Annotated in this window: 25 protein-coding genes and 1 pseudogene; 12 read left to right on the top strand and 14 right to left on the bottom strand. The window is 63.9% G+C overall.

Going from position 1 to position 26,486, the window contains the following annotated elements; genetic code table 11:
* The first annotated feature begins 142 nt into the window (after window positions 1–142).
* Window positions 143–1,054, top strand: a complete 912-nt coding sequence (locus QTA58_RS17070; protein WP_289669729.1) for a sugar kinase — start codon at window positions 143–145, stop codon at window positions 1,052–1,054.
* On the opposite strand, the gene QTA58_RS17065 is transcribed toward QTA58_RS17070, so the two are convergent.
* Complete coding sequence (locus tag QTA58_RS17065) at window positions 1,029–1,451, bottom strand: OsmC family protein (protein WP_085424996.1); 423 nt, start codon at window positions 1,449–1,451, stop codon at window positions 1,029–1,031. The genes QTA58_RS17070 and QTA58_RS17065 overlap by 26 nt on opposite strands.
* Before the next feature lie 168 nt (window positions 1,452–1,619).
* Here QTA58_RS17065 and QTA58_RS17060 point away from each other — a divergent pair, with 168 nt between their 5' ends.
* Window positions 1,620–2,681: a glycosyltransferase family 1 protein gene (locus QTA58_RS17060; protein WP_289669728.1), complete on the top strand. Its 1,062-nt coding sequence runs from the start codon at window positions 1,620–1,622 to the stop codon at window positions 2,679–2,681.
* 239 nt (window positions 2,682–2,920) lie between these two features.
* On the opposite strand, the gene der is transcribed toward QTA58_RS17060, so the two are convergent.
* Together der and QTA58_RS17050 are read right to left on the bottom strand one after the other, a co-directional pair.
* Window positions 2,921–4,357 carry a ribosome biogenesis GTPase Der gene (gene der / locus QTA58_RS17055; protein WP_289669727.1) on the bottom strand — a complete coding sequence of 479 codons (1,437 nt, stop codon included), beginning with the start codon at window positions 4,355–4,357 and terminating at the stop codon, window positions 2,921–2,923.
* Between the two features lie 27 nt (window positions 4,358–4,384).
* Window positions 4,385–5,056 carry a tetratricopeptide repeat protein gene (locus QTA58_RS17050; protein ID WP_085424998.1) on the bottom strand — a complete coding sequence of 224 codons (672 nt, stop codon included), beginning with the start codon at window positions 5,054–5,056 and terminating at the stop codon, window positions 4,385–4,387.
* 233 nt (window positions 5,057–5,289) lie between these two features.
* Here QTA58_RS17050 and QTA58_RS17045 point away from each other — a divergent pair, with 233 nt between their 5' ends.
* Complete coding sequence (locus QTA58_RS17045; RefSeq protein ID WP_289669726.1) at window positions 5,290–6,288, top strand: polysaccharide deacetylase; 999 nt, start codon at window positions 5,290–5,292, stop codon at window positions 6,286–6,288.
* A 586-nt stretch (window positions 6,289–6,874) separates the two neighbouring features.
* On the opposite strand, the gene sbmA is transcribed toward QTA58_RS17045, so the two are convergent.
* On the bottom strand, window positions 6,875–8,155 hold the full coding sequence (sbmA, locus tag QTA58_RS17040; protein ID WP_085425000.1) for a peptide antibiotic transporter SbmA: 1,281 nt from the start codon (window positions 8,153–8,155) through the stop codon (window positions 6,875–6,877).
* Between the two features lie 145 nt (window positions 8,156–8,300).
* Window positions 8,301–9,488, bottom strand: a complete 1,188-nt coding sequence (locus tag QTA58_RS17035) for a YbfB/YjiJ family MFS transporter (RefSeq protein ID WP_289669725.1) — start codon at window positions 9,486–9,488, stop codon at window positions 8,301–8,303.
* A 236-nt stretch (window positions 9,489–9,724) separates the two neighbouring features.
* Between QTA58_RS17035 and QTA58_RS17030 the strand changes: the two genes are divergently transcribed.
* Window positions 9,725–9,940 (top strand): hypothetical protein, encoded by a 216-nt coding sequence (locus tag QTA58_RS17030; protein WP_085425002.1) that lies wholly within the window; start codon window positions 9,725–9,727, stop codon window positions 9,938–9,940.
* Between the two features lie 244 nt (window positions 9,941–10,184).
* Here the strand turns inward: QTA58_RS17030 and QTA58_RS17025 are convergent, their stop codons facing one another.
* The 3 genes from QTA58_RS17025 to QTA58_RS17015 all read right to left on the bottom strand — a co-directional run bounded on the left by QTA58_RS17025 (window position 10,185) and on the right by QTA58_RS17015 (window position 12,398).
* Window positions 10,185–10,478: a hypothetical protein gene (locus QTA58_RS17025; protein WP_085425003.1), complete on the bottom strand. Its 294-nt coding sequence runs from the start codon at window positions 10,476–10,478 to the stop codon at window positions 10,185–10,187.
* A gap of 61 nt (window positions 10,479–10,539) precedes the next feature.
* Window positions 10,540–11,295, bottom strand: a complete 756-nt coding sequence (gene map, locus QTA58_RS17020; RefSeq protein ID WP_289669724.1) for a type I methionyl aminopeptidase — start codon at window positions 11,293–11,295, stop codon at window positions 10,540–10,542.
* A gap of 59 nt (window positions 11,296–11,354) precedes the next feature.
* Window positions 11,355–12,398, bottom strand: a complete 1,044-nt coding sequence (locus QTA58_RS17015) for an LLM class flavin-dependent oxidoreductase (protein ID WP_289669723.1) — start codon at window positions 12,396–12,398, stop codon at window positions 11,355–11,357.
* Between the two features lie 386 nt (window positions 12,399–12,784).
* Between QTA58_RS17015 and QTA58_RS17010 the strand changes: the two are divergent.
* From QTA58_RS17010 to QTA58_RS17000, 3 genes and pseudogenes are all read left to right on the top strand, one after another.
* Window positions 12,785–13,642, top strand: a pseudogene (locus tag QTA58_RS17010) (GAF domain-containing protein); the annotation flags it as partial.
* Between the two features lie 147 nt (window positions 13,643–13,789).
* Window positions 13,790–14,905, top strand: coding sequence for an HWE histidine kinase domain-containing protein (locus QTA58_RS17005; RefSeq protein WP_272937867.1), 1,116 nt, complete (start codon window positions 13,790–13,792; stop codon window positions 14,903–14,905).
* 25 nt (window positions 14,906–14,930) lie between these two features.
* Complete coding sequence (locus QTA58_RS17000) at window positions 14,931–15,284, top strand: response regulator (RefSeq protein ID WP_234811331.1); 354 nt, start codon at window positions 14,931–14,933, stop codon at window positions 15,282–15,284.
* 103 nt (window positions 15,285–15,387) lie between these two features.
* Here the strand turns inward: QTA58_RS17000 and QTA58_RS16995 are convergent, their stop codons facing one another.
* The 3 genes from QTA58_RS16995 to QTA58_RS16985 form a co-directional block, all read right to left on the bottom strand.
* Complete coding sequence (locus tag QTA58_RS16995) at window positions 15,388–15,858, bottom strand: SRPBCC family protein (protein WP_289669722.1); 471 nt, start codon at window positions 15,856–15,858, stop codon at window positions 15,388–15,390.
* Window positions 15,859–15,957: 99 nt separating this feature from the next.
* A complete protein-coding gene (locus QTA58_RS16990) occupies window positions 15,958–17,214 on the bottom strand; it encodes an RNA polymerase sigma factor (protein ID WP_289669721.1) in 1,257 nt (418 codons plus the stop codon).
* Window positions 17,211–17,585: a YciI family protein gene (locus QTA58_RS16985; RefSeq protein ID WP_085425010.1), complete on the bottom strand. Its 375-nt coding sequence runs from the start codon at window positions 17,583–17,585 to the stop codon at window positions 17,211–17,213. Before QTA58_RS16985 ends, QTA58_RS16990 begins: the two co-directional genes overlap by 4 nt.
* Window positions 17,586–17,730: 145 nt before the next feature.
* On the opposite strand from QTA58_RS16985, the gene QTA58_RS16980 reads away from it, so the two are divergent.
* Window positions 17,731–18,435: a glutathione S-transferase N-terminal domain-containing protein gene (locus QTA58_RS16980; protein ID WP_289669720.1), complete on the top strand. Its 705-nt coding sequence runs from the start codon at window positions 17,731–17,733 to the stop codon at window positions 18,433–18,435.
* Window positions 18,436–18,496: 61 nt separating this feature from the next.
* Window positions 18,497–18,952: a GFA family protein gene (locus QTA58_RS16975; RefSeq protein WP_085425012.1), complete on the top strand. Its 456-nt coding sequence runs from the start codon at window positions 18,497–18,499 to the stop codon at window positions 18,950–18,952.
* A 14-nt stretch (window positions 18,953–18,966) separates the two neighbouring features.
* On the opposite strand, the gene QTA58_RS16970 is transcribed toward QTA58_RS16975, so the two are convergent.
* A complete protein-coding gene (locus QTA58_RS16970) occupies window positions 18,967–21,162 on the bottom strand; it encodes a DNA/RNA non-specific endonuclease (protein ID WP_289669719.1) in 2,196 nt (731 codons plus the stop codon).
* A 193-nt stretch (window positions 21,163–21,355) separates the two neighbouring features.
* Between QTA58_RS16970 and QTA58_RS16965 the strand changes: the two genes are divergently transcribed.
* Together QTA58_RS16965 and QTA58_RS16960 are read left to right on the top strand one after the other, a co-directional pair.
* Window positions 21,356–21,784, top strand: a complete 429-nt coding sequence (locus QTA58_RS16965) for a glyoxalase/bleomycin resistance/extradiol dioxygenase family protein (RefSeq protein ID WP_289669718.1) — start codon at window positions 21,356–21,358, stop codon at window positions 21,782–21,784.
* Window positions 21,785–21,917: 133 nt separating this feature from the next.
* On the top strand, window positions 21,918–22,469 hold the full coding sequence (locus QTA58_RS16960) for an SH3 domain-containing protein (RefSeq protein ID WP_289669717.1): 552 nt from the start codon (window positions 21,918–21,920) through the stop codon (window positions 22,467–22,469).
* A gap of 19 nt (window positions 22,470–22,488) precedes the next feature.
* On the opposite strand, the gene QTA58_RS16955 is transcribed toward QTA58_RS16960, so the two are convergent.
* On the bottom strand, window positions 22,489–23,694 hold the full coding sequence (locus tag QTA58_RS16955) for a D-alanyl-D-alanine carboxypeptidase (protein WP_289669716.1): 1,206 nt from the start codon (window positions 23,692–23,694) through the stop codon (window positions 22,489–22,491).
* Window positions 23,695–23,803: 109 nt separating this feature from the next.
* Complete coding sequence (gene glpK, locus QTA58_RS16950; protein ID WP_289669715.1) at window positions 23,804–25,297, bottom strand: glycerol kinase GlpK; 1,494 nt, start codon at window positions 25,295–25,297, stop codon at window positions 23,804–23,806.
* Between the two features lie 258 nt (window positions 25,298–25,555).
* On the opposite strand from glpK, the gene QTA58_RS16945 reads away from it, so the two are divergent.
* Complete coding sequence (locus QTA58_RS16945; protein WP_289669714.1) at window positions 25,556–26,398, top strand: glycosyl transferase; 843 nt, start codon at window positions 25,556–25,558, stop codon at window positions 26,396–26,398.
* Window positions 26,399–26,486: the final 88 nt, after the last annotated feature.

Raw genomic sequence — 26,486 nt, 5'->3', positions numbered from 1 at the left:
GTCCTTTCTCCTTTCTTGAATGTTCCAGCCCAACCTAGAGCCGCCCCCGCAAAAGACAACGCAAAAGCAGAGGCTTGCTCCTGCTCTTGCCATAACCCGAACTTCGGCCTATGCGACTTTCGAAAAGCACCGGAGGAACGGAATGGGCGGACGGCTTCTTTCGATCGGCGAATGCATGGTGGAACTGTCGCAGGCGGGCGAAGGCCTGCTGCGCAGGGGCTTTGCCGGCGATACGTTCAACACGGCCTGGTATGCGCGCGCCTGCCTGCCCGCCGAATGGTCGGTGGATTATTTCACGGCGCTCGGCGACGATCCGCTCTCGTCGGAAATGCTGGCGATGATGAAGGATGCCGGCATCGGCACGGGCTTCATCCGCCGTATCGAGAAAGGCACGCCCGGCCTCTACCTCATCACCCTGAAGAACGGCGAGCGCACCTTCAGCTACTGGCGCGATACGGCAGCGGCGAAGAAACTCGCCGATGACGCCGACCATCTGCGCAGCGCGATCGAAGCTGCCGACGTCGTCTATTTCTCCGGCATCACGCTCGGCATCCTGGCGCCTGAGGCGGTCGAGACGCTGCTTGCCGAACTGCGCCGCGCCAAGGCGTCGGGAAAACAGGTCGCCTTCGATCCGAACATCCGCCCGCGTCTCTGGCCGGACAAAGAATATATGCTGGAGACGATCGAGGCCGGCGCCCGCGCCGCCAATCTCGTCCTGCCGAGCTTCGACGACGAGACGACCCATTTCGGCGATGCGGCGGTTGGCGATACGGTCGCCCGCTACCACGCTCTCGGCGTCCGGAACGTCGCCGTCAAGAACGGCGAGGAAGGCATCACCCTGAGCTTCGGCGGCGCGACCGGGCATGTCCCGGCGGTCAGGACCGCGCAGCTCGTCGACACCACCAGCGCCGGCGACAGTTTCAACGGCGCCTTCCTGTCGCGGCTGGTGCGCGGCGCAACGCCGGCGGAAGCCGCGGCCTACGGCGCCGCGGTCGCCTCCGTCGTCATCGGCCACCACGGCGCATTGATCAGCCCGGCGTTGCTGCCGGGGTAATCCGAAACGAAACAGGAAATCCCTTCGTCACGGAATTCGCGACCGTGCACACGTTTCTCGCGCGATCGATCAGAACGCCTGTATCGGTGCCGTCGCTCGACGTGCAGATGACATCCAGATCGGCGCGCGTCGCGACGAGCGGTGTGCCCTCAAGCTGCAAGGTGACGCGGACGGCGATCTCGTCGATCTCGGCACCCATCTCGTGAGCGACATAGCGCAGGTCGTTGCAGAAGCAGCCGCCGATGGCGAGCGCCAGAAGTTGGCCGCCGTTGAAGCCCAGCCCGAGCCCGCCGGCCTTCCCTTCCGGACGATCGACCACGATCGTATGGCCGCCGGCCCAACCCATCGCCGCTTCCGTTCCGGCGACATTGCGAAGCTCGACGATCGAAGAGACCATGATCCACCCTCCCGTGGAGGTTCGATCATCCCACCGATCGGACGCCCGTTCAATCGGCGAGGCTTCGCCCCTTCATCCTCCTGTAACAATCCTTTACGATAGAGGGCCGAAAACGTGTCCGTGAGCGCCGAGTCGCTCAGCGGACCGGCAACCGGGTCCGGCCAATTCATGACCAGAATCACCATCGTGACGGATGCCTGGTATCCTCAAGTGAACGGCGTCGTCCGCTCCATCGAGAACACCAACCGGGAACTCGCCCTGATGGGCGTCGAGGTGATGATGGTCACCCCGCAGGATTTCACCAACGTCCCCTGCCCCACCTACCCGGAAATCCGCCTCTCGGTCGCGACCTATCGCCAGGTGGCCGGCGCGATCGAAGCCTCGCAGCCGACCGCCGTGCATATCGCCACCGAAGGCCCGCTCGGCATTCTGGCGCGCCGCTGGTGCCTCAAGAACCATGTGCCGTTCTCGACCAGCTATCACACCCGCTTTCCGGAATACGTGGCGGCGCGCTTCCCGATCCCGCTCCGCTGGCTGCACGCCTTCGTGCGCTGGTTCCACAATGCCGGCAACGGCTGCATGGTGGCGACGGCGAGCCTTGAGCGCGAGCTTTCGAAGCTCGGCATCAGGAACCTGCTGCGCTGGAGCCGCGGCATCGACCAGACCGTGTTCCATCCGATGGAACTCGACGAGCGCCCGTTCAACCTGCCGCGGCCGATCTTCATGACGGTCGGGCGCGTGGCGGTGGAAAAGAACCTGCCCGCCTTTCTGGATCTCGACCTGCCGGGTTCCAAGGTCGTGGTCGGCGACGGCCCCGCCCGCGCCGAGCTGCAGAAGCGCTATCCGAACGTGCTCTTCACCGGCATGAAGACCGGCGAGGATCTCGCCCGCGCCTATGCGCAGGCCGACGTCTTCGTCTTCCCGTCGAAGACCGACACGTTCGGCAACACGATCCTGGAGGCGCTCGCCAGCGGCGTTCCGGTCGCCGCCTATCCGGTCACCGGCCCGGTCGATATCATCGAGGAAGGGTCCGGCGCCGGCGCGCTGAACGACGACCTGCGCGAGGCCTGCCTTGCGGCGCTGAAATGCTCGCGCGAGAACGCCCGCAAGCTTGCCCGCAACTTCACCTGGGAAGCGGCGTCGAAACAGTTCCTGAACAACGTGCTGATCGCCCAGGGCCGCCTCCCGGCGCTGCCCCGGCCGCGCAATACGAAGCCTTCGACCGCCTGAGAGGCAGCGGGAATGCTCTCGAAATTCCGGGAAAGAAGGCCGGCCTCAATCGGCCTGGCGGTCGCGCCATACGAAAAAGGCGATGCTGCCGATTGCAAGACAGACGGATGCCAGAAGGCCGGCAATGATCATGAATTTCTCCTCCAAGCGCGAACTCCCGACCGCGCGATAATGTCGCAGTCGAGCATGGGCAGGAGAGAAAAGCAAGTCTACCTAATGAATTCGGCGAAGCACTGCCCCTACCGCTTCTTCTTCCGTCCCTCGAACGGGTTCTCGCCGGCCTTGAAATGCACCCGGATCGGCACGCCCGGCATCTGGAAATCGGCGCGCAGCCCGTTCACCAGGTAACGCACATAGCTTTCCGGCAGCGCTTCGGGCCTCGTGCAGGAGATCATGAAGGCCGGCGGGCGGGCCTTAACCTGCGTCATGTATTTCAGCCTGACGCGGCGGCCGGAGACGGCCGGCGGCGGATGCTGGATCTGCACTCCGTCGAGCCAGCGGTTGAGTTTCGCCGTCGAGATGCGCTTGTTCCAGACCCTGTCGGTGTCGATGATGTTCTGCATCAGCTTGTCGAGCCCGTAGCCCGTCTGGCCGGAGATCGGCACGGCGCGGATGCCGCGCGCCTGCGGCAGGAGCCGTTCGGTCTTTTCGCGCAGATCCGCCAGCACCGCCTGGGCATCCTCGACGAGATCCCATTTGTTGAAGGCGAGCACCGCCGCCCGGCCTTCGCGCAGGACCAGGTCGACGATCTGCAGGTCCTGCTTCTCGAACGGGATCGTCGCGTCGAAGACGATCACCACCGTCTCGGCAAAGCGGATGGCGCGCAGCGCATCGGCGACGGAAAGCTTTTCGAGCTTCTCCTGCACCTTCGCCTTGCGGCGCATGCCGGCCGTATCGAACATCTTGATGGTGCGGCCGCGCCAGTCCCATTCGACCGAGATGGAATCGCGGGTGATGCCCGCTTCCGGCCCGGTCAGCAGCCGGTCCTCGCCGAGGAAACGGTTGATCAGCGTCGACTTGCCGGCATTCGGGCGCCCGACGATCGCCACGCGCAGCGGCTTCGTCTCGTCATAGGCGGGCTCGGTCTCGTCCTCCTCCGCCTCGCCTTCGGCGCCGGCGACGGACTCCGATACGTCGACATTCGTCTCCGCTTCCTCGTCCGGTTCCGGAAAAGCTCTCTCCTCGCCGATCGCCTCGACGATCGCATCGCGCAAGTCGAGCATGCCCTCGCCGTGTTCGGCCGAGATCGGCACCGGTTCGCCGAGGCCCAGCGTGAAGGCGTCGTAGAAACCGGCGTCGGAGCCGCGCGCTTCCGATTTGTTGGCGACCAGCACCACCGGCTTGCCGCTGCGGCGCAGAAGCTCCCCGAACGTCTTGTCGAGCGGCGTGAGGCCGGATTTGGCGTCGACCACGAAGAGCGTCAGGTCGGCATCCTCGATCGCCGCTTCCGTCTGCGCGCGCATGCGGCCCTCGAGCGTATCGGGACCCGCCTCTTCGAGACCGGCGGTGTCGATGATGCGGAACTTCAGGTCCACGAGCTTCGCGTCGCCCGGCCGGCGGTCGCGGGTCACCCCCGGGGTGTCGTCGACAAGCGCCAGCTTCTTCCCAACCAGGCGGTTGAAAAGCGTGGACTTGCCGACATTCGGGCGTCCGACGATGGCGACGGTGAAGCTCATCCTGTTTCCTTGAAATCCTGCGGAAAGTTAGGGCGCCTTGCCGGACGCGGTGATGTTGTCGAGCATGATCTGTGCGCGGTTGGCGATGTTGCGCGGTGCTGCCGCATCGCTGGCGATCTGCTCGAACCACTGCTTGGCCTGGGCCATGTTGCCGGCCTTGTAGGCGGCAAGCCCCAGCGCCTCGCGCGCGGAATTGGCAAGCGGATTGCCCTGGTTGGTCATGGCCTGAACCTCCGCCGCCACCTGCTCGTAGGTTCCGGTATCGATCAGCAGCCAGGCGGCACGCATCTTGGCGAGATCGCGCATGGCCTGCGGCGCGCTCGTGTCGTTGCCCGCGGCCTGGAAGCTTGCTATCGCCGCCGCCGTATCGCCCCTGGCCTGCTGCACCGAGGCGGCGCGCAGCCTGGCGAGCAGCGGGTAGGAGCCCGTACCGTCCTTTTCGAGCGCTTCGAAGGCTGCAAGCGCCTCGTCCGGCTTGTTCTCGGAGGCGAGCCTGAGCGCCGCCAGGAACTTGTCGCCCGAGCTGGAGGAATTGCTGTTATCCCACCATTCGTAGCCTTCCTTGGCGATCGCACCGCCGACGATCAGCACGACGATCGCGATTATCAGCGGCCGGAAACGTGTCCATACGTATTTCACCTGGTCGGAACGGAGTTCCTCGTTCACCTCGCGGATAAAACTGTCGTCGTTGTTCGCCATCAAAGTCTCCGGCCCCGGGCGGCCCATTCTCGTAAGGCCCATTTTCGTAAGGGCCCATTCTCGTAAGGAAAGCGCCTTCTAGCCTATTTTCCGGGAGATGTAAGGCCCCTCGCGCAAAACTGAGAAGCTTGTTAACGGGCGGAATGTAGGAATCGGGATTTCAGCTTCTTCAAAGCTTCGCCTTATTCGCCCATCACAACACCGGCTCCTTTTGTCGTGATTCAGGTTTCTTGATGCGTCCGCATGCGTTCTTCGGCCCTCTGGCCCTCGCCCTCTGTCTTTCGCTTGCCCCCGTCGCGGCGAACGCTTCCGGCAAACCGAAGCAGCTGGTGATGATCTCCTTCGACGGAGCAGGCGCCAACCATCTCTGGCAGAGGAGCCGGGATACCGCAAAGCGCGTCAACGCCCATTTCACCTATTTCCTCTCCTGCACGCTGGTGATCGAGCGGAAGAACGCGAAGAGCTATCAGGGGCCGCACCAGAAGGCCGGCAGATCCAATATCGGTTTTGCCCAGACCGCGGATGAAGCCCGCGAAAGGCTCGGCCATATCTGGCAGGCGCACCTAGAAGGACACGACGTTTCCAGCCATACCTGCGGCCATTTCGACGGCAAGGACTGGACCGCCGCCGACTGGAGCGCCGAGTTCGCCACCTTCCACGACGTGCTGACCAATGCCTGGAAGACGGTCGGCGCCGAAGCGCAGGAGCCTGCCGGCTGGAAGGATTTCGTGGCGAACGATATCCGCGGCTTCCGCGCCCCCTATTTCTCCACGAGCCCCGGCATGGTGGAAGCGGAGAAGAAGGCCGGCATGCTCTACGACGCAAGCCTCGTCACCAGGGGACCCGCCATGCCGGAGGAGAAGAACGGCCTGATCCGCTTCGGCCTGCCGCTCATCCCGGAAGGCCCGTCCAGCCGGCCGATCATCGGCATGGACTACAATCTCTTCGTCCGCCATTCCGCCGGCATCGACAATCCGAGCCGTTCGGCCGAGTTCGAGGAGCGCGCCTACTCGGCTTTCAGGGCGGCCTTCGACCGGCAATACGAGGGCGACCGCATTCCCCTCCAGCTCGGCTTCCATTTCGTCGAAATGAACGGCGGCGCCTATTGGCGGGCCATGGAGCGGCTGGTGACGGAGGTCTGCGGCAGGCAAGACGTCGCCTGCGTCAGCTATTCGGAAGCGGTGCGGATGCTGAAAGATCGGGCGAAGGGCGGGGAGACGTCGGGGTTGTAGCCATCTCAAAACCCCTCCCGCCTGCCGGCACCCTCCCCACAAGGGGGAGGGAAACAAGCGGCCAAGCATCGCCTCCTTTATCTGGCACGATGGGACAACTTCTCCGTCGAGGAGGAATGCCGAAGAACGCGGCATATTTCCCTCCCCCTTGTGGGGAGGGTGCCGGCAGGCGGGAGGGGACTATCTCCTTGCTCCGAAAAATTCTCCCTCCGCTTTTCAACCGGTTAACCCCTCCATCTTCCCCCTCCCATCCCCGCCCCCGGGCCTTGCGCGATAATCCTCCCCGTCATCGGAAAGGAAACCGGGTTCGCGAACCGGCCTCCTCATCTGGCTCGAAGGGCGCGGTTCCGGTGATGGTTGCGAAGCGATCGACGAGGGCCTGGAAATCCTCCGAAGATCGCCGAAGCGATCGGGGCAGGCGGAAAGCCTGAATACCCAATACCCTTGAAATACCCCGCCTGCCCATTCCCGGCGGCATCGGCCCGAAGATCGGTCCTGGTTTTCGCAAGGCCCGATGCGTTTCAAAGCAAAACCGCGCCGGAGTGACGATCCGGCGCGGCCAAAGGTGTTGCTTCGAAAAGACGGATCAATACGGCCGGTCGGCCGCAAGTTCCCCGCCTTGCGCCTCGCGGTCCAGATAATGCTGGTCGATCTCCGGCAGCGGCTGGTCGTCGATCGCCGCTTCGAAGGCGACGAGACGCTTGTGGATGGAAAGCAGTTCGATGATCGTCGACCAGTAGTTCACGAGATACTGGAACGAATTGCTGACCTCGCCGAAGGCGGTGGCGATCTGCTGCCAGGTTCCCATGGTGATGCGGCCGGCCACGATGGTCGGAATGAGGATGAAGTTCAGGAAGATCGCGTCGACCTGGCCATAGGTGTAACGCGCGATGTTGAAGTAGCAGTAATGCCAGTACATGCGGAAATAGTTGCGCCGCACATTGGAGAAAAGCTCGCGCACGGTGATCGGCTGGGCGCGGTCCGCATGGTCCTCGCCATAGACCAGCTCCTTGCGGTATGCCGCCTCGACGCGCTGATTGCGGAACTGCAGGCCCGGCAGCTTGATGCCGGCCACGGCCAGAAGTGCGGTGCCGAACAGCGACCAGATGATCGCCAGCCAGAAGAGCGCATGCGGAACGGCGCCGATCACCGGCAGGTCGCCCACCTGTTCCGACATGCGGAAGAGCAGCGGCAGGAAGACGACGAGCGTCATGACCGAGTTGATGAGCGTTACGCCGAGCCCTTCCAGGATATTGGCAAACCGCATCGTGTCTTCCTGCACACGCTGCGAGGCACCCTCGATGTGGCGCAGCTTCGGCCACATGGACATGTAGTAGTCGTTCATGGCGGTGCGCCAGCGAAAGACGTAATGGTTGGTGAAGAATGCCGTTATGACGTTGAGGGCCACGCCGACCATGCCGATTTCGAGGAAGTTGATCTGCAGCGCGTAGAGCTGCCCCGCCGTCACGCCCCCCTGCTTCGACAAGGCCGCCTGGAAGAGGTCGAAGAACGGCCCCCGCCAGTTGTTGATGGCGACCGACACCTGCACCGCGAAATAGGCGATGAAGACGATGAAGGCCGAGCCCCAGATCGACCAGTTCGTCCAGGGATGATCCCTGGCGATGATCTTCCATATTCCCCCGAAGATCAGCACGAAGATCGTAAAGTATAGATAGAACCAAAGATTGTCCGGCGTGAAGAAATAGGCAAGCCCGACCGGCGGCGTTTCGCCCGGAGCAAGCGGCGGAAGCCCGATGGCGGCTCCGAGCTGCGGGCCGACAGTATACCAGACGACGATGCAGACGAGCGTCCAGATCGCGGCCGATGTGAAGAATAGTTTCGGTCGGGGGAAGAAGGAGTGGAACACGGAGCTTTGGCTTTCCTGAGTTCGAGAGCTCTGAAGGTCGGGAACGACTTTAGAGCGCGAAACTACGGCAGTTCCAAGGGGGCGGCAATGGCCGCATTTCATCGTTACGCAATTGTAACCGCGGGTTTATCCCGCGGTAATGAAATCAGCTCTGCCGGCGCGCAAGCGGCAGAGCCAGCAGGACGCAGACGGCAAGCATGCCGGCCGCGAGTACCGTCGGCAGCGTGAAACTGCCGCTCCCCTCCGCCACCCAGCCCGCCGCCAGCGGGCCGATGATCTGGCCGGTGCCGAAGGCGGCGGTCATGGAAGCGAGCGCCCGGCGCGGGCTTTCCGGCGAAAGCGCCCGGCCGATCTGCAGCCCGTAGGCGGTGATCACCATGAAGGTCCCTCCGAGCAGCAGCCCGCCGCCGAGCGCGCCGGCCGTGGGCGGCAGCATGACCGAGCCCAGCACGCCCGCCGCCTCGACCAGAAGTGCGGCGATATAGGCCTTCGCAAGCCCGAACCGTTTGACCGCCGGGCGCCAGAAGATGAGCGAGACGGCCGCCGCCGTGCCGGTCAGGAACCAGGCCAGGAACTCGACGACCGGCCCTGCGGAACCCATGCGGGCGATGGCGACGAGGAAGGTCGCGGTGATCACGTAGCCGAAGCCGAAAAGCCCGTAGGAGAGCGTCAGCAGCACGATCGGCAGGCGCCATCGGAGCGGCGGCTCCACGGCCGAGCCGGTGCCGAATGTCGGCCGCGGCAGGAGCCACGCGACGGCGGCAAGCGCGGCGAACACGATCGCCGCGCCGGCAAGCCAGTTCAGCCGCCAGCCATGCGCCCAACCGAGCGAATTGGCTCCGGCGATCGCGTTGACGCCAAACACCAGCGTCGAGGAGAGCGCGATGCCCGCTCCCACGCCGCCGAAATGCAGCGCGTTCACATTGTCCCGGCCGACCGCATGGGGCAGCACGATCGACGAGGTGAAAATCATGGCGAACGCGCTCGCGATGCCCGCCAGGAAGCGGATCACGGTGAAGGCGAAGACGGATGTCGTCGCCGCCATGGCGGCAAGCAGGATCGCGGTCGCCAGAAGCCCGCCGAGCGCCACCCGCCGCTCGCGCCCGGCCGCCCAGCCATAGGCCGACAGGATGGCCCCGGCGAGATAGCCGGCGAAATTGCCGGCGGCGATGTAACCGGCATCGGCGGCCGAAAGCGGTATGCCGCTCATCATGCCGGGCAGGATCGGCGTGTAGAAGAAGCGCCCGAAACCCATCGCGGCGGCCATGGCGACCGCGCCGGCAAAACCGATCAGCAGGGGGCGGCTGGAATAGTCCGTGTTCATCTGCAGCATGAAGCGGTTATCGCAGCCGCGGATGCGGCCGACAAATGAGGAATTGTCATTGCTGCAATGAATGCCGCTGATGATCCGGCACGCCGTTCACGCCGCTTCACGCAGGTGCCGCGACGATTTGATGCGGCGCATGATGGGAATTGTCTTGCTGCTGTCACGAATGGGGGCCACTCTCCCTTCCATCGTCATCGGGCCAATCGTCATCGGGCCAATCATCGGGACGGTGGAGGTGAGCCATGAAACAGGACCTGACCGTATCGGAAGTGCTTGTCGATCCTCTGATCGCACAGTTGCGCAAGGCCGATGCCGTGGGTTACGCCGCCTTCGCCCAATTGATGCAGAGCGCGGCCCGCGTCCATACGCGCCAGCTTCTCGGCCAGCTGCATGCCGAGCGCGTCGACGCCTTCTATCGCCGTGTGGATGACGTGTCGGAGAAGAGCAAGCTGAGCTGAGTTTCCGTCAGCCGATAAATCTTCATTGCTAAATGGCAGTTTTGGTAGGCTTCGGTCTGCAGCTTTCCTGATGCAGGAAACATGCCGAGGCGATGCCCCTCGACTTGCGCGGTTGGACGCGAAGAGAAGCCCTACCGGTGTGGGGGCAAAACCCAAGTTCTAGCGGTGCTGAACAAAGTGGCGATAGGCGAACATGCCGCCAACGATGGCCAATCCGATCAGCGGCGTGACGAGATAATAGATCTCAAACTGGCTCATCGTTTTTCCCTTCGGCTTCGTCGTCCTCGACCATGAATGTGGTGAGGTAGAAGTTGGAGCCTACCATATGGATCGCCCAGCCCAAGAAAAGCCAGAAGATACCGCTGACGATAATAGGGCCGGTCAAGTCCTCTTTCAAGGCGCGCTGAATGAACGGCAGGGACCCCGCCACGACAACGGCTGTCGCCAACTGGTTCGCCCAGGCGGCACGATGTTTGATGATCTCGTTATGCGCACCGACCTCGCGCTTTTTTCGGGAAACTTCAGATATCTCAACCATGCCTTGAAGATAGACCGGACAGCATTAAGACATTCCGAATTGTCGACGGATGGTGGGCGATTCACGCCGCCAGCGTCAGGATCAACGGGCCGTTGCGGGTGGCCACCACGGTGTGCTCGTATTGCACGGTCGGCGCCTTCGGGTCGCTGTAGAGCGTCCAGGGATCGCCGTTGCCGCCGTCCTCGGCCCAGTTGGCGCCGAGCGAAAGGAAAGGCTCGACCGTGAACACCAGCCCCTCCTCCATCGTCCGGGTCTCCTGCCGGTCCGGCCAGGTCGGGATCTCCTTCGGCTCGTCATGCAGCGTCAGCCCGATGCCGTGGCTGGAAAGATTGGTGATCAGCGTATAGCGGTTCTTCTTGGCGAAGGCGCCGATCGCGTTGCCGATGCCGGCGATGGGCCTGCCGGTCTTCACCTGCTGCAGCCCGGTCCAGAGCGCCCGGCGGCCGTCGCGGCAGAGCCTTTCGATCTCGCGCTTCACCGGCGGCACCGCATAGGATGCGCCCGTATCCCCGAAGAACCCGTCCTTCACCGCCGAAACGTCGATATTGACGAGATCGCCCGCCTGGATGACCCGGTCGCCCGGAATGCCGTGCGCCACTTCCTCGTTGACGCTGATGCAGGTGGCCGCCGGAAACTTGTAGCAGGCCTCCGGCGCCGATTGCGCGCCGTTGTCTTCGAGTATCCTGCGGCCGATATCGTCCAGTTCGCGGGTGGTGATGCCGGGCTCCAGCGCCTTGGCCATGGCCTCCATCGCCTGCGCGCAAAGCCGGCCGATCTCTTTCAGCTTCGACAATTCGTGTTCGGTGGAGATGACCATGATGAGCCTTGGGTGGGTATTGCGCCAAGCCGCCGGTTTCGCGCCATCGGCCCGGCCCGTCAATTCTTTTCTGACGTCCCGAGTTCTTTTCTGACGATGGGCGCGACTTTCGTGCCGTAAAGCTCGATGCCGCGCATGACCTGATCGTGCGGCATCGGCCCGATCGCCATCTGCAGCAGGAAGCGGTCCATGCCGAATACCTTGTGGGCGGCGACGATCTTTTCCGCCACCAGTTCCGGCTCGCCGACGAAGAGATTGCCGAGCGTCGAGCGCGACTGATCGAAATGCGCCCGGTTGGTCGGCCCCCAGCCTCGCTCGCGGCCGATGCGGTTCATCACCTCCGCCTGTGGACTGTAGAACTGGTCGGCCGCCGCCTCCGTCGTGTCGGCTATGAAACCGTGCACGTTGATGCTGGTCTTCAGCGTCGCGGGATCGTGGCCCGCCCGGCGCGCCGCCTCGCGATAGAGATTGAAGAAGGGCGCGAAACGCGGATATTCGCCGCCGATGATGGCGACTGCCAGCGGCAGGCCGTAGGCCCCCGCCCGCGCCACCGACTGCGGCGTGCCGCCGACCGCGATCCAGACCGGCAGCGGGTCCTGCAGCGGGCGCGGATAGACGCCGCGGCCGTGGATCGGCGCGCGCTTCCCGCCTTCCCAGGTGACGATCTCCTGGTCGCGGACGGCAAGCAGCAGGTCGAGCTTCTGCTCGAAAAGCTCATCGTAGTCGCCGAGGTCGTAACCGAACAGCGGGAAGGATTCGATGAAGGAGCCGCGGCCGGCCATGATCTCCGCCCGGCCGTTCGAGATGAGGTCGAGCGTCGCGAACTCCTGGAAGACCCGCACCGGATCGTCCGAACTCAGAACCGAGACGGCGCTGGTCAGGCGGATGTTCTTCGTGCGGGCGGCGGCTGCTGCAAGCACGGTTGCGGGCGAGGAAATCACATAGTCGGGGCGATGGTGCTCGCCGAGGCCGAAGACGTCGAGGCCGACCTGATCGGCAAGCTCGATCTCCTCGAGAAGGTTTTTGATGCGGCGCGCGCCTTCCGCGCCCTTGTCGGGCGCCGAGGCATCCACATCGCCGAAAGTATGCAGTCCGAGTTCCATCGTGAGAAAATCCGTTGGGTGATGTCCCATGAGATAGTGAGTGACCAGCCGGCACGCAAAGGCGAATCTTTCGAAGGATTCGATCGAACATTTGGATGGAAAGCGATGCGGCGAAGGATTTATCCGGAACAAATGCCCGTTGCCCGGCGTTCTGCTCGCGGCTCGGTCCGAGCGCGTGAGGGTGGATAGCCGGCAGATCCGGTTTCTCGTTCCTGCTTTTCGCGCGGGAGCTCTGCTGTGCGGCATCGGGGGAGAGCGCGAAGAATGACAGTATTTTCGAAAGCACGCTGATGGTGGAAGAACAGGACGTCTACGCCATCGGCGACGCTCTTCAACACGTTGCTGTTGCCGACCCGCTGGCCGCTCTCGATTTCGGGTTCGACGCCAAGCATCTGCGTCAACTGCTGGATGCCCTGCCGGTCGCGGTCTATACGACGGATGCCGCCGGACTCGTCACGTATTTCAACCAGGCTGCAGCCGATCTGGCCGGGCGGAGGCCCGCTCTCGGAACCGACGAGTGGTGCGTTACCTGGAAGCTCCATCTCCCCGACGGTACGCCGCTCGCGCACTCGGAATGCCCGATGGCGATAGCGCTGACGGAGAACCGTAGCGTCCGCGGCGTCGAGGCGATTGCCGAGCGGCCGGACGGAACGCGGGTTCCCTTCATGCCGTTCCCCACCCCCTTGCGTGACGAGAACGGCGAGCTCGTCGGCGCCGTCAACATGCTGCTCGACATCAGCGAACCCAAGAAGGCCGAACGGAGGCTGCGGCAGAACGAGGCCTGGCTCGCCGGCCAGAAGGAGGCGTTCCAGGCGGCCATGAACGGCGCGCCGCTGGAAAAGTCGCTCGGCATCCTCATCGAGACCGCGATGAAGCAGGCGGAAAGCGAACGCCGATGCGCCTTCTACATCGCCAATCCCGAGGGCACCGAACTGCGGCATGTCGTCGGCATGCCGGACGGCTACGTCAAATGCGTGGACGGCTTGGAAATCGGCCCCGGCTCGCTGCCTTGCGGTCTTGCCGTCCACCGCGGCGAACCGGTCATCATGCCCGATGTCCTGGAGGAACCCGTCTGGGAGCCCTGGGCGTGGCTCGCACGGGAATTCGACTTCCGCGGCTGCTGGTCCTTCCCGATCGAAACGGCCTCGGGCAAGGTCGTCGGCTCCTTCGCCATGTATTTCAAGGAGCCGAACGGAGCGGCCGACCGCGACCGGGAACTCGCCGCCGCCCTTGCCCACACGGCATCGATCATCATTTCCCGGCATCAGGAAAGCCTGGAGCGGGAGCGGATCAGCCAGGCGCTGCGGGAATCCGAGAGAAACCTCGCCGCCGAACTTGCCGCCGCGCGGCACCTGCAGAGCATCAGCACCTCCCTCATCCGGGAAGGCGACGTGGAGGCGCTCTATGCCCAGATCGTCGAGGCAGCCGGCGAGGTCATGCATTCGGACATGGCGAGCATCCAGGTGCTCGATCATGAGAATGACGCACTCCGCCTGATCGCCCACAAGGGGTTCGACGCTGAGGCCGAAGCCACGTGGCGCTGGATCGAACACGACGACGCGACCAGTTGCGGCCATGCCCTGAAAACGAAGACGCGGATCGTGGTTCCCGATATCGAGGCGGACGAATTCATGGCCTGTACGCCCGCTCAGGAACAATACCGCAAAGCCGGCATCCGGGCGGTGCAGTCCACTCCGCTCGTCGGCCGTGCGGGCCACTCGCTCGGCATGATCTCGACGCACTGGCGCATGCCGCATGAACCTTCCGAACGGGACCTGCGGATCTTCGACGTTCTGGCGAGGCAGGCGGCCGATCTCATCGAGCGCAAGGAATCGGAAGATGCCCTGCAGCGCCGGGCGGCGCAGCTGCGCCTGCTCCTCGACGAACTCAATCACCGGGTCAAGAACACGCTCGCGACGGTCCAGTCGATCGCGCACCAGACGTTGCGGCACGCCCCGACGATGGCGGAAGGCCGAAAGTCGCTCGATGCGCGCCTGATCGCGCTTTCCAGGGCGCACAACGTGCTGACCCGCGAGCACTGGGAGGGCGCGAACCTGCGCGAACTCGTCGCCGAGGCCCTGGCGGCCTATTCGAACGGCAGCGGCCCCCGCCGCTTCGACGTTTCAGGCAACGACATCAGGTTGCTTCCGAAGGCCGGGCTGGCGATCTCCATGGCCCTTCATGAGCTCGCCACCAATGCGGTGAAATACGGCGCCCTGTCCAACGAGAACGGCCATGTCAGAATCCGCTGGGGAGGAGGAGAGGATGCGCAGCTCTTCCGTCTCGAATGGAGCGAGATCGACGGACCGCCGATCGAACAGCCGCGCAGGCTCGGCTTCGGATCGCGCCTGATCAAGCATGGGCTTGCCCAGGATCTGGGCGGCGTCGTCGAACTCCATTTCGAGCCGGACGGTCTGGTCTTCGCGATCGACGCTCCCTTGAAGGAATTGTGCGGCGGCGACGACAAACCGCATCCGCGGCCCCTGGACGATCGATGGGAGAGGTAGAGAATTGCCGGCCGCGGAAAGCAGATTGACGGGCAAGCGCGTATTGGTCGTCGAGGACGAGGCATTGGTCACGATGCTTCTGGAAGAAGGGCTGATCGACATGGGCTGCGAGATCGCCGATACGGCATCGCGGCTGGATGATGCCCTGGAAAAGGCGAACTCCCTGCTCTTCGACGTCGCGATCCTCGACGTCAACCTGCACGGACAAAAGACGTTCCCGATCGCCGAGGTCCTGAGCAGCCGAGGCATACCTTTCGTATTCTCGACGGGCTATGAGGCCTCCAGCCTCCCCCTCTCGCTGCAGCAGGCGCCTGTTCTCCAGAAACCGTTCCAGCAACAGGACCTGGAGCAGGCGCTCGGCACCGCGCTCGGCGTGTAGCGCCGTGCCCGCCGGGACAGGCGCCGCATTGAATCGAAAACCGAGGAGATGTCCCCATCCCCTCGGAAAGATTCGCATTTCGAACGTTCAACTGGGATGCGCCTCAGAACGTCTTGGCGACCTCTTCGAGCTGGCCGGCGACGATGCCCCAGCCCTCATGGAAACCCATGTCCTCGTGGGCTTTCTTGTCTTCCTCCGTCCAATGGAGCGCCGTCGCGGTATATTTCGTGCGCCCGTTGCCGAGATCCTCAAACTCGACGATCGCCGTCATGAACGGCTTTTCGGAAGGCACCCAGCCTGCGGTATACGCATCGGTGAAGACGAGTTTCCTGTTCGGCACCACTTCCAGATAGACGCCGTAATTGGGAATCTTCTCGCCGTTCGGCCCCTCCATCAGGATGTAGCTCTCACCGCCGGGACGAACGTCGGAACGGGCATCGGTGACCTTCCAGGGCTTCGGGCAGAACCATTCGCCCATGCGCTCCGGCGTGGTCCAGGCCTTGTAGAGCTTTTCGGCGGGAACATTCATCTCACGCACGAGCTGCAGCGAGTGGGTGGCGGTGTTGGCAGTCATTTTCCTGTCTCCCTTGAGTTTTGAGCAACATCTCATCCGATGTTGCCCCAAGGACGCGCGGCCGGCATCGAATCCGACAACGGTCCGAATTTTTTCCCGTCATTCCACCGGAGAGGCGACGGCGCCGAGCTTGTCGATCTGCTGGCGGATATGGGCGCATTCGGCCGGCGAGTTGGCGAGCGCGATCGCCCGGTCGAAGGCCTCCCGCGCCTGCCTGTTGCGGCCGCCCTGCATCAGCAGCCCTCCCCTGACGCCGTGGAAATAGAAATAGCCGTCGAGCTTTTCGGCGAGCGGGGCGATCAGCTCCAGGGCCTTCTCCGGACCTTCCAGCTTGGAGACCGCCACCGCCCGGTTGAGCGTCACGACCGGCGACGGCTGGATGCGCTCCAGGAGACCGTAGAGCATGTCGATCTCCCTCCAGTCCGTCTCCTTGGACGTCGCGGCCCGGGCATGCAGGGCCGAGATCGCCGCCTGAACCTGGTAGGGGCCGGGCCGGCGGTGACGGATCGCCTTGTCGAGCAGCGCCAGCGCCTCGTTGATCAGTGCGCGGTTCCACAGGCTCCGGTCCTGGTCTTCGAGCAGAATGATCTGGCCGTCCTTGTCGAAACGCGCTTTCGCCCGGGAATGCTGCAGCAGCATCAGCGCGGCGAGCCCCATGATTTCCGGCTCGGCCGGGAAGATGCGCAGAAGCAATCGCGCGAGCCTGATCGCCTCCTCGCAGAAGGCGGCATTGTCCGGATTGGTGATGCCGGAGGAATAGCCCTCGTTGAAGACGAGATAGATCATCGAGGAGACGATGCCGAGGCGCTCGGCCCGTTCCTGCGCGCCCGGCGTCTCGAAGGGCACGCCGGCTTTCGCCACGCGCGCCTTGGCGCGGGTGATGCGCTGCTCCATGGCCGCTTCGCTGACGAGGAAGGCGCGGGCGATCTGCGGCACGCTGAGGCCCGAGACGATCCTGAGCGCCAGCGCGATCTGCTGGGTGTTCGGCAGGTCCGGATGGCAGCAGATGAACATCAGGCGAAGGATGTCGTCGCGATAGTTGGAATTGTCGAGCCGGTCGGCGATGTCGGTCTCGGCATCGGAAAGATCGGAGAGCACCTCCTCTTCCGGCAGCGGATCGTTCTTCGAGCGCTTGCGGACCGCATCGATGCCGCTGTTGCGGCCGACGAAGATCAGCCAGGCGGCCGGATCGCGCGGCGGCCCCTTGTCGGGCCAGGTGCGGATGGCGCGCAGGCACGCTTCCTGAAAGGCCTCTTCCGCGGTGTCGAGATCGCGGAAATAGCGCAACAGCGCGCCGAGCGCCTGCGGCCGGGCCGCCGTCAGCGCAAGTTCGATCCAGGCAATGTCCGTCGTCATGTTTTGATTTCCCCCGGATGGAAGACGTAGAAGGGCCGTATCTCGTAGGAGGTAGACCCGGGATTGACCTTGGAAAGCTCCTTCGAAAAGGCGACCGCCTCTTCGAGCGTCTCGACATCGACCGTATAGAAGCCGAGCAGCACTTCCTTGGTCTCGGCGAAGGGACCGTCGAGCACCAGAGGCTCGTCCTTGCCCTTGCGCACGGTGGTGGCGGCGGTCGTCGGCATCAGCCGGCCGGTGGGACCGAGCTTGCCGGCCCGCGCCATCGGCTCCTGGACCGCGTAGAGCTTGGCCATGACGGCATCCTCCTCCTCCTTCGACCAGGCGAAGACGGTTTCCTCATGGGCGTAGCAAAGGATGGCATAAAGCATGTCTGTCTCCTTCTCCTGTGAAAGACGAAGGAGTAGCGGTCTTCCCGACAGGACGCATCAAAAAATCTCAACCGTCGGCGTCTGGCGCATCTCGCAATGGCGGCTATAGTCGCGCCCGAACGAATGCCATCACCAAGGACATCCCATGGCCGATCTTTCAAGCTTCCCCATCGCCTCCAAATGGCCCGCCAACGATCCGAACGTCCTGCAGCTCTATTCGACGCCGACGCCGAACGGCGTGAAGGTGTCGATCATGCTGGAGGAGATCGGCCTGCCCTACGAGCCGCATTTCATCAATATCGGCGCCGACGAGACCTGGGGGCCGGAATATCTGTCGCTCAACCCGAACGGCAAGATCCCGGCGATCATCGATCCGGACGGCCCCGGCGGCAAGCCGCTCGGCCTTTTCGAATCCGGCGCGATCCTGCTCTACCTCGCCGAAAAGACCGGCAAGCTGCTGCCGGCCGATCCGGCCAAGCGCTACGAGACGATCCAGTGGGTGTTTTTCCAGATGGCCGGCATCGGCCCGATGTTCGGCCAGCTCGGCTTCTTCCACAAGTTCGCCGGCAAGGATATCGAGGACAAGCGCCCGCGCGACCGTTACGCCAAGGAATCGCACCGCCTCATCCGCGTCATCGAAACGCGGCTTCAAGGCCGCGACTGGATCATGGGCGACGAATACACGATCGCCGACATTTCCATGCTCGGCTGGGTGCGCAACCTGATCGGCTTCTACGGCGCCGGCGATCTCATTGAATACGATCAGCTGAAGCTCGTGCCGCAATGGCTGGAACGCGGCCTCGCGCGGCCCACCGTACAGCGCGGCCTCGACATTCCGAAACGCCCCTGACGAAACGCCCCTGACGAAACGCCGTAGCGGCCCTATCTTTTCGGGAAAACAGAGGTATCAGATGCCCAAGCCCACGCTCCCCATGGAAGGCGGATGCCGCTGCGGACAGGTCCGCTTCAGGATCAGCGCGGCCCCCATCCTCACCATGGCCTGCCATTGCACCGGTTGCCAGAGGATGACTGCCAGCGCTTTTTCGCTCTCCGCTGCGATCCCCGCCGCAGGCTTCGAGATCATAGAGGGCGAACCGGTGATCGGCGGCCTGCACGGCGCGGACGCTCATCACTATCACTGCCCTCATTGCAAGAGCTGGATGTTCACCAAGCCGAGAGGCATGGACTGGTTCGTCAATATCCGGCCGACCATGCTCGACGATGCAAGCTGGTTCGTGCCCTTCATCGAGACCTACACCTCGGAAAAACTCCCTTGGGCGGCCACCCCTGCGGCCCATTCCTACGAGGGCTTCCCGCCCTTCGAGACCTACGAGGCGCTCGTGAAGGAATTCGCGGAAAGAGCCTGACGCAATCCGGCGGATCAGCCGAGCCCTCTGACGTCCGAGAGGTTCGCGACGTCGACGGCCTGCTGCCCCGCCATCGTGTCTCGGTCGAGAAGTTTCCCGTCGAAGACCACGCCCGCCTTCGATGCGATCTCCGTGAGCGGCACCTGATGGCGCTTGAAGCGGCCGGGTCCGAAGCGTTCGATGCCGAACCGGTCGACCACGGTCTTCTGGCTGAGGATGAAGCCGAAGACTTTCAGCTGCTTGGCGCCCTTCGGGCCTTCCGCGACGCAGACGATCTTCCAGAACTCGATCGGATACTGGATCTCGCCGCGGCCGAAATCGGCGGAAGGGTCCTCGCCCGACAGGATCGGCCCTGCCAGGATGCATGCCTTGGTGTCGCCGTCCTTGCGGCTCTGCTGGATATGGTTCTCCAGCGCCCCCCACAGGCCCTCCATCCCGGCGTAGGACCGATTGTATGCACCGGGCGTGGACTGGTTGAAGGCCTCGTGCTGCGGCGTGCAGTTCGTCCAGTGGAACGTGTCGGAATTGGCGAACTCGATCTCCAGCTCCGTCTCGCCCCAGGCATTGTCCTGGCGCCGGACCATATGGCCGCGGTCGATATTGCCGGCCGGCTTGTAGAAATCCGCGTCGAATATCTGCACCGCCGCGGGAATGCGCGGATCGGGAATCCAGCGGTCCCGCCCGAACTCCTCGCGGTTCTTTTCGGATTTGTATCTGGGATCGTAATCGACGTTGACGGCCGACCACATCTGCAGCCGGCGCGGCTTGTTCATCATCAGCTCGAAATGATGGTATCTCAGGACCAGCGGCTTGCCGTCCTCGTCTTTCAGGATTTCATGCAGGCGCTCCTCGGCAACCGAGGGCACCGGCACCGAAATGCCGCTGCCGAGGAAATCCGGATCGTATCCGCCGCGGCTGTCGTAATCGGGATCGAAGCGGATCGATTTCTCCTCCGCTTTCGGCAGTTCGGGCGCTGTGACGGGAAGCGGCGCGGCGAGGACGGGACCGCCGCCCGCGTTCACGTTGATCGTCACCGGTCCGGTGAAGGTGAATTGCACGCCCCCCATGATGCTTTCCCCCTGTGGCACACCCTGTGCTGTCCCCTGCGCTGCCGATCCTGCTCCTGAAACGCCGATATTGACGGTCTGAACCGTTTCCTGGCCGCCGACGGCGTCCATCGCCTCCTGGACCGGATCGGTCGTGGTCGCCAGGAGGCCGTTCAATATCTGCTGTCTGGCGGTATCCTGCAGGGTCATGGCCGAAAGCCGCCTGACGATCGCGCTGACGCGGGCGCCCTCGTTGGCGATCCAGTGGACCTTGTCGTCGCCCATGTTCTTGGTCCAGAAGCTGCCGTCGCGGGCGACCACGCGCCCGTTGCGCATCTGCGGAATGGAGGCGTGGTGCAGGGCGACCAGCTCCCAGTTCTCGCTGAAGGCCGGCGAGCCGGACGAACCTTCCAGCGTATCGGTCTCGTAATGGAGAAAGCCTTCCGCATCGAGGATGTCGACCAGCCGGTTCTGCGAAATGGCGTATTGCTTCGGCCCGCCTTCCGGATGCTGGATGATGTTGACCGGATCCCCCTTGAGGATCTTCGGCGTCGCCTCGATCAACGTGTTCTGTCCGAGATCGGCAAGCGCCTCGCCGGTGATGGCCCTCGGCTTCACGGCGACGATGGCGAAATCGAGCTTCTGGTCGGTCACATAGAAGCGGTCGGCATCGATCTCGAAGACGATGCCGCGCTCGAGGCCGCGTTCCGTCTTCTCGTACAGGAAGTTCGCGGCGCAGTTCCGGCAGTCCGCCTCGCTCGGGAACACGTGCCAGTTCGTCATCAGCAGGCCCGGCGCGACGATGAAGCCCGTGGCGAACCCTTCCAGCTCGATGTCGCTGCCGCCGAAGGCCGCGATCCGGGCGACGGACCGGCCGGCCTTGCGGGCCGTGTCGCTCGGCACGACGTCGACGAAATCCAGCGTCGCGCCCATCTTGCGCTCGATGCCGAACGGCAAAGGTGCCGCACCCGACCGCAGCCGGTTGATGCACGAAACGCGCCGGCGAAACGTCATCTGGCGTTCGGGACTGTCTGCCGCACCCGGCCCGTTCTCGGCGATCCGCCGCTTGTTTTCCTCGCGCTCGGCGGTGCGCTGCTGATAACGCTCCACCGCGGCGCGCTGCACGACGAGACGCGCCTCCCGCAGTCGATCCAATCGCGCCATTCCCGCCCCCCAAAGTACAGCTGGATTTCACGACTATAGATGGAATACGTAACAGTTCAATGGCAGCTTCAGGCTGCACCAATACTTTCCATTCCCTTCGTTTTTTTTAATCGGCGCCTGTCGGAATTGGGTCGCGGCATCCGTCCTTGGTGAGGTTCGATCCGGACCTCGATTGAAGAAGGAGGGCGTTTCCATGAACGCGACAACTCAGACGAACGAAAACCAGGCGCAAACGCCGGTCCGCGGCGGACTGGTCGCCTATCTGCAGGTCGACGGTGCGATGAAGGCGGCCGAATTCTACAAGGACGCCTTCGGCGCGACGATCGAATCCTTCCATCCGCTCGACGAGCAGGGACGGACGATGCACATCCATCTCTACATCAACGGCAGCTCGCTGATGCTGGGCGATCCCTATCCGGACTACGGCTATCCGCTCGAAAAACCGCAAGCGTTCACCATGCTGCTGCCGGTCGACGACATCGATTTCTGGTGGAAGCGCGCCGTCGATGCGGGGCTCACCGTCACCATGGACCTGCAGGTGATGTTCTGGGGCGACCGCTACGGCCAGCTCCGCGATCCGTTCGGCGTCTCCTGGGCGATGAACGCTCCGGTGAAGGGTTGAACGTCGCGATCAATCCATCGTGACTGCTGCCTCGCGGGTTGCCGGAGAAAATTAACCTTCCGGCAACCCTCGCCGACTTCAATGCCGGGCAGCCAGCCGGACCGCCCGGCCGCTCGTCAGTCTCGTCGGATCAATGAAGCTCAGAACCCTCGTCCCCTCGGCGCTTGCCGCACTTGCCTTCCTCTTTCCCGTTGCCATGGGCCAGCCCCTGCAGGCCAAGCCCGCCTTCAACGAAGGCTGGAAGAAAGGCAGGGAAACCGGCTTTCCCATCCCCCGCTTCGTCTCGCTGAAAGCCGCAAGGGCGCATATGCGCGTCGGCCCTTCCACGGATTACCCGACGGCCTGGGTCTATTCCGCGCGCGGGCTGCCGCTCGAAATCACCGAGGAATACGGAAACTGGAGACGGGTACGCGACCACGAAGGCAATACCGGATGGATGTACGCGCCCTTGCTGTCGGGCAATCGCACCGCCGTGGTGGGGCCATGGGTGAGGCAGCCCATCCCGCTCCGCACCGCTCCTTCGCGAAGCGCCCGCATCGTCGCACGCCTCTCGCCGGAAGTCCGGCTGGACCTGATCCATTGCGATGGAAGCTGGTGCCGGGCCTCGCTGCAGGAGAGACGCCTCAGCGGTTTCGTCGAACAGGGGTCGCTCTGGGGCGTCTATCCCGGCGAGACGATCGAATGACGCGGCGAATGACGCGGCGCTATCGCACCACGAAGCAGCTCATCGACTTCGCCTGTAGGGCGGAGCAGGCGCGCGTGGCCGCATCCCGGTCCGCAAAGCCGACGAAACGTGCCCGGAAATACTCCCTTCCGCCATCCGCGTAGCTCTCGACGCTCGGAGCGACCGGGCCGAAACCTTCCGGAAGCAGCGGCAGCGCCCTCTGGAGCAGGGCCGAGGCCGCCTCGCGGCTGCCGGCGGCGGCGATCTGGATGCGCCAGAGCGGTCCGACGGGTTCCGGGGGCGTCGGGCCGAGGCTGGCGACCGCCGTTCCGGCGGGAGGATTGGCGAGCGTGATCTCCTTGCGCGGGGTCGTGAACGGCAGCGGCACCGTGCCCTCGCCAGGCCGCTTCTGCTGTTCGAAGGCGATGAGGCCGCCGGGCGCCGCACCGGTTCCGGGGACGTATTGATCCAGAAGCTCCGCCATCCGGTCGTCGCGCTTACGCGCGGTCTTGCCGCCGAGGACGACGCCGATCACCCGTCTCCCGTTCACGTCGACGGCACTGGCGATGTTGTAGCCGGACGCGTTGATATAGCCGGTCTTGATGCCGTCCATGCCGGGATAGCGGTACATGAGGTTGTTGTGGCCGGATATCCTCCTGCCGCGGAACTCGAAAGAGCGCAGCGAAAACAGCTGGTACTCCCTCGGGAAGTCGCGGATGAGCGCCAGCGCCAGCATCGCCATGTCGCGGGCCGTCGTCACCTGCGCCTTGTCGGGCAGGCCGGAAGCGTTGCGGAACACCGTCCGCCGCAGGCCGAGCGCCCTCGCCTTCTTCGTCATCATCGCGCCGAAGCGCTCCTCCGAACCGCCGAGATGGTCGGCCATCGCCGCCGCGGCGTCGTTGGCCGAGCGCACCGCCATGGCATACACCGCCTCGCGCACGGTGATCGTCTGCCCCGCCGGCACGCCGAGCTTGAAGGGGATCTTGCGCGCTGCGTTCGGCGTCATGACGATCTCCTGGTTCCATCCGAGCCGTCCGTCGCGCAGCGCCTCGAAGGTCATGTAGAGCGTCATCATCTTGGTGAGCGATGCGGGATGGTTGAGCGTATCGGCGTTTTCCGAAGCCAGGACCCGGCCGCTTCTCGCGTCGTAGATGAAGTGCGCGTATCCCGCCTCGGCCGTCCGGCTGATCAGGAAGAAGGCGTTCAAAAACACCAGGAAGGCCAGAACAGGCGGAATTCTCAGCATTGCTACCCTCTCCAAGTCGCGACGAAGATAAGGCAAGGAAGGTGGTGCGAACATGGCGCTTTCGAATTTAATTCAAATTCTCGGCCGATGGTTAACCGGAAATAAAGGATCAACCCTCGGTCAGCGTCCTTTTCACGGCGTCCTTCCAGCCGCGGATTTTCGCCGCGCGCGTCTTTTCGTCCATCTCCGGCTCGAAGCGGCGCTGCCGGGCCCAGCTCTTGGCGAAAGCCTTCCGGTCGGGCCAGACGCCCGCCTTCGAGCCCGCCAGCCAGGCAGCTCCAAGCGCCGTGGTCTCCAGGATCGTCGGCCGGTCGACGGGCGCGTCGAGCAGGTCCGAAAGCCGCTGCATCGTCCAGTCGGAGGCGACCATGCCGCCGTCGACGCGCAGCACCGTCTCGCCGTTGGAATTCCTCCAGTCCTTCCGCATGGCGTCGAGCAGGTCGCGGGTCTGGTAGCAGACCGCCTCCAGCGCCGCGCGGGCGAATTCCGCAGGCCCCGTGGCGCGGGTGAGCCCGAAGATCGCGCCCCGCGCCTCCGCGTCCCAATGGGGCGCGCCGAGCCCGGTGAACGCGGGCACGAGATAGACTTCCTGCTGGGGATCCGCTTCCCGGGCCAGTTCGCCGGTCTGGGACGCTCGTTCGATGATGCCGAGCCCGTCGCGCAGCCATTGCACCGCAGCGCCGGCGATGAAGATCGACCCTTCAAGCGCATAGGTCGTCTCGCCGTTCAGCCGGTAGGCGATGGTGGTCAGCAGCCGGTTCTTCGAACGGCACATGTCCTTGCCGGTATTGAGAACCGCGAAGCAGCCGGTGCCGTAGGTGGATTTCAGCATGCCGGGTTCGAAGCAGGCTTGGCCGATCGTCGCCGCCTGCTGGTCGCCGGCGACGCCGAGGATCGGGATCGCCGCGCCGAACAGGTTCTTGTCGGTGATGCCGAAATCGTCGGCGCAGTCCTTGACCTCCGGCAGCATGGCGGCGGGAATGCGCAGGGTTTCGAGCAGGTCCTCGTCCCAGCGGTTGTCGGCGATGTTGTAGATCAGCGTGCGGGACGCATTGGTTGCGTCGGTGACGAAGCTCTTTCCGCCGGTGAGCCGCCAGATGAGGAAAGTGTCTATCGTGCCGAAGCAGAGTTCGCCCTTCGCCGCCCTCGCCCGCGCGCCTTTGACGTTGGCGAGCATCCAGGAAAGCTTCGTGCCGGAGAAGTAAGGATCGAGCAGCAGGCCGGTACGGCGGTTGAAGAGCTTTTCGAGCCCCTGCCGCTTCAGCTTGTCGCAATAGCTTGCGGTGCGGCGGTCCTGCCAGACGATGGCGTTGTGGATCGGCTTGCCCGTTTCGCGCTCCCAGACGACGACCGTCTCGCGCTGGTTGGTGATGCCGATCGCGGCGATGCCGGAGGCTTCGATGCGCGCTTCCTTCAGCGCCTGGCGGACGGTCCACAGCACGCTTTCCCAGATCTCCTCCGGATCGTGCTCCACCCAGCCGGGCTTCGGAAATATCTGGGTGAATTCCTTCTGGCCGATGCCGGCGATCTTCATTTCACCGTCGAAGACGATCGCCCGCGTCGAGGTCGTCCCCTGATCGATCGCCAGAACATAACCCGCCATGCCGCTCCTCCCTCGCTCATGCGATGCAACTCGGGCCACGGTTTGAGCAGAAGCCGGGAAAGCCTGTCAAACGAAATTGGTCGGAACGGGAATATCCGGCAGGATCGGCATGCTTGCGGGCCACTTGACTTTCTTTTTCCAATGATCTTGCAAAGAGCGGTTGTCCTCCCGCGACAATGATGATCAAAGCCGCTGACAGCTCTTGACGTCGGATGATTGCGAATCCGGCGCTACCGACGCCAACCAGGAACGGAATTCATGGCAGATGTTTTGGCCGCGAGCGGCGGCGTAAAACAGGTGATTTGCATCAATTGGGGTACGAGATACGGCCCGCCCTTCATCAACCGCCTCTACGCAATGGTGAAGCGCAACATCACGCCCCCCTTTACCTTCACCTGCTTCACGGACAGCAGGGCCGACCTGAACCCGGAGATCCTGTGCGAGGACCTGCCGCCGCTCGACGTGCCCAACATGCCGGTGAAGACCAAGGGCATCTGGCCGAAAGCGCGGCTATGGGGACCGAAGCTCGGCAACCTCCAGGGTCCGGTCCTGTTCCTCGATCTCGACCTGGTCGTCACCGGGTCTCTGGACGATTTCTTCGAGGTCGGCGATGCGAACGACGTCGTGATGGCGCGCAACCAGACGACGCCGTTCGAACGGCTTGGACAGACTTCCGTGTTCCGGTTTCCCGTCGGCAAGCTCGTATCCCTGCAGGAAAAGTTCCGCGCCGATCCGCAGGGCGTGGCCGACAAATATTCCTTCGAACAGCGCTTCGTGACGCGCAACGCGCCGGGCGGCATCAAGTTCTTCCCGCGGCGCTGGGTCCTGCATTTTCGGCAGGATTGCCGTTGGCCGGTGCCTTTGAACTACTTCCTGGCGCCAAGGCTGCCTGCGAGCGCCCGGGTCGTCCTCTTTCCCCGCGGCTTCTATCCGCAGAATGCCGTGGAAGGGAAATTCGGCAAACTGGGCCGGGCGGCAACGCCGCTCGAACATATCCTCGGGGTTTTCGATGCGGAGCGGCGGGACAAGAAATCGCCGCTGACCTATCTGCGCCACTACATCCGCCCGACCCCTTGGGTTGCCGAGCATTGGCGGGAATAGAAGGCAGGCCGTTCTTCCCGATTGCCACTTCACCTGATTTGCGCATAACCTGCGGGACATGCTGCGGCGCAGAAGAAGGCGGCATTTC

Source organism: Neorhizobium sp. CSC1952 (assembly GCF_030378245.1).
Classification (GTDB): Bacteria; Pseudomonadota; Alphaproteobacteria; order Rhizobiales; family Rhizobiaceae; genus Neorhizobium; species Neorhizobium oryzae_A.
The sequence above is the reverse complement of the archived record's forward strand: the minus strand, read 5'-3'. Positions and strand labels throughout refer to the sequence as shown.

Coding starts and splice junctions, on each gene's coding strand:
- QTA58_RS17070 (WP_289669729.1), top strand. CDS start 143: ATGGGCGGACGGCTTCTTTCGATCGGCGAATGCATGGTGGAACTGTCG.
- QTA58_RS17065 (WP_085424996.1), bottom strand. CDS start 1,451: ATGGTCTCTTCGATCGTCGAGCTTCGCAATGTCGCCGGAACGGAAGCG.
- QTA58_RS17060 (WP_289669728.1), top strand. CDS start 1,620: ATGACCAGAATCACCATCGTGACGGATGCCTGGTATCCTCAAGTGAAC.
- der (WP_289669727.1), bottom strand. CDS start 4,357: ATGAGCTTCACCGTCGCCATCGTCGGACGCCCGAATGTCGGCAAGTCC.
- QTA58_RS17050 (WP_085424998.1), bottom strand. CDS start 5,056: ATGGCGAACAACGACGACAGTTTTATCCGCGAGGTGAACGAGGAACTC.
- QTA58_RS17045 (WP_289669726.1), top strand. CDS start 5,290: ATGCGTCCGCATGCGTTCTTCGGCCCTCTGGCCCTCGCCCTCTGTCTT.
- QTA58_RS17035 (WP_289669725.1), bottom strand. CDS start 9,488: ATGCTGCAGATGAACACGGACTATTCCAGCCGCCCCCTGCTGATCGGT.
- QTA58_RS17030 (WP_085425002.1), top strand. CDS start 9,725: ATGAAACAGGACCTGACCGTATCGGAAGTGCTTGTCGATCCTCTGATC.
- QTA58_RS17025 (WP_085425003.1), bottom strand. CDS start 10,478: ATGGTTGAGATATCTGAAGTTTCCCGAAAAAAGCGCGAGGTCGGTGCG.
- map (WP_289669724.1), bottom strand. CDS start 11,295: ATGGTCATCTCCACCGAACACGAATTGTCGAAGCTGAAAGAGATCGGC.
- QTA58_RS17015 (WP_289669723.1), bottom strand. CDS start 12,398: ATGGAACTCGGACTGCATACTTTCGGCGATGTGGATGCCTCGGCGCCC.
- QTA58_RS16995 (WP_289669722.1), bottom strand. CDS start 15,858: ATGACTGCCAACACCGCCACCCACTCGCTGCAGCTCGTGCGTGAGATG.
- QTA58_RS16990 (WP_289669721.1), bottom strand. CDS start 17,214: ATGACGACGGACATTGCCTGGATCGAACTTGCGCTGACGGCGGCCCGG.
- QTA58_RS16985 (WP_085425010.1), bottom strand. CDS start 17,585: ATGCTTTATGCCATCCTTTGCTACGCCCATGAGGAAACCGTCTTCGCC.
- QTA58_RS16980 (WP_289669720.1), top strand. CDS start 17,731: ATGGCCGATCTTTCAAGCTTCCCCATCGCCTCCAAATGGCCCGCCAAC.
- QTA58_RS16975 (WP_085425012.1), top strand. CDS start 18,497: ATGCCCAAGCCCACGCTCCCCATGGAAGGCGGATGCCGCTGCGGACAG.
- QTA58_RS16970 (WP_289669719.1), bottom strand. CDS start 21,162: ATGGCGCGATTGGATCGACTGCGGGAGGCGCGTCTCGTCGTGCAGCGC.
- QTA58_RS16965 (WP_289669718.1), top strand. CDS start 21,356: ATGAACGCGACAACTCAGACGAACGAAAACCAGGCGCAAACGCCGGTC.
- QTA58_RS16960 (WP_289669717.1), top strand. CDS start 21,918: ATGAAGCTCAGAACCCTCGTCCCCTCGGCGCTTGCCGCACTTGCCTTC.
- QTA58_RS16955 (WP_289669716.1), bottom strand. CDS start 23,694: ATGCTGAGAATTCCGCCTGTTCTGGCCTTCCTGGTGTTTTTGAACGCC.
- glpK (WP_289669715.1), bottom strand. CDS start 25,297: ATGGCGGGTTATGTTCTGGCGATCGATCAGGGGACGACCTCGACGCGG.
- QTA58_RS16945 (WP_289669714.1), top strand. CDS start 25,556: ATGGCAGATGTTTTGGCCGCGAGCGGCGGCGTAAAACAGGTGATTTGC.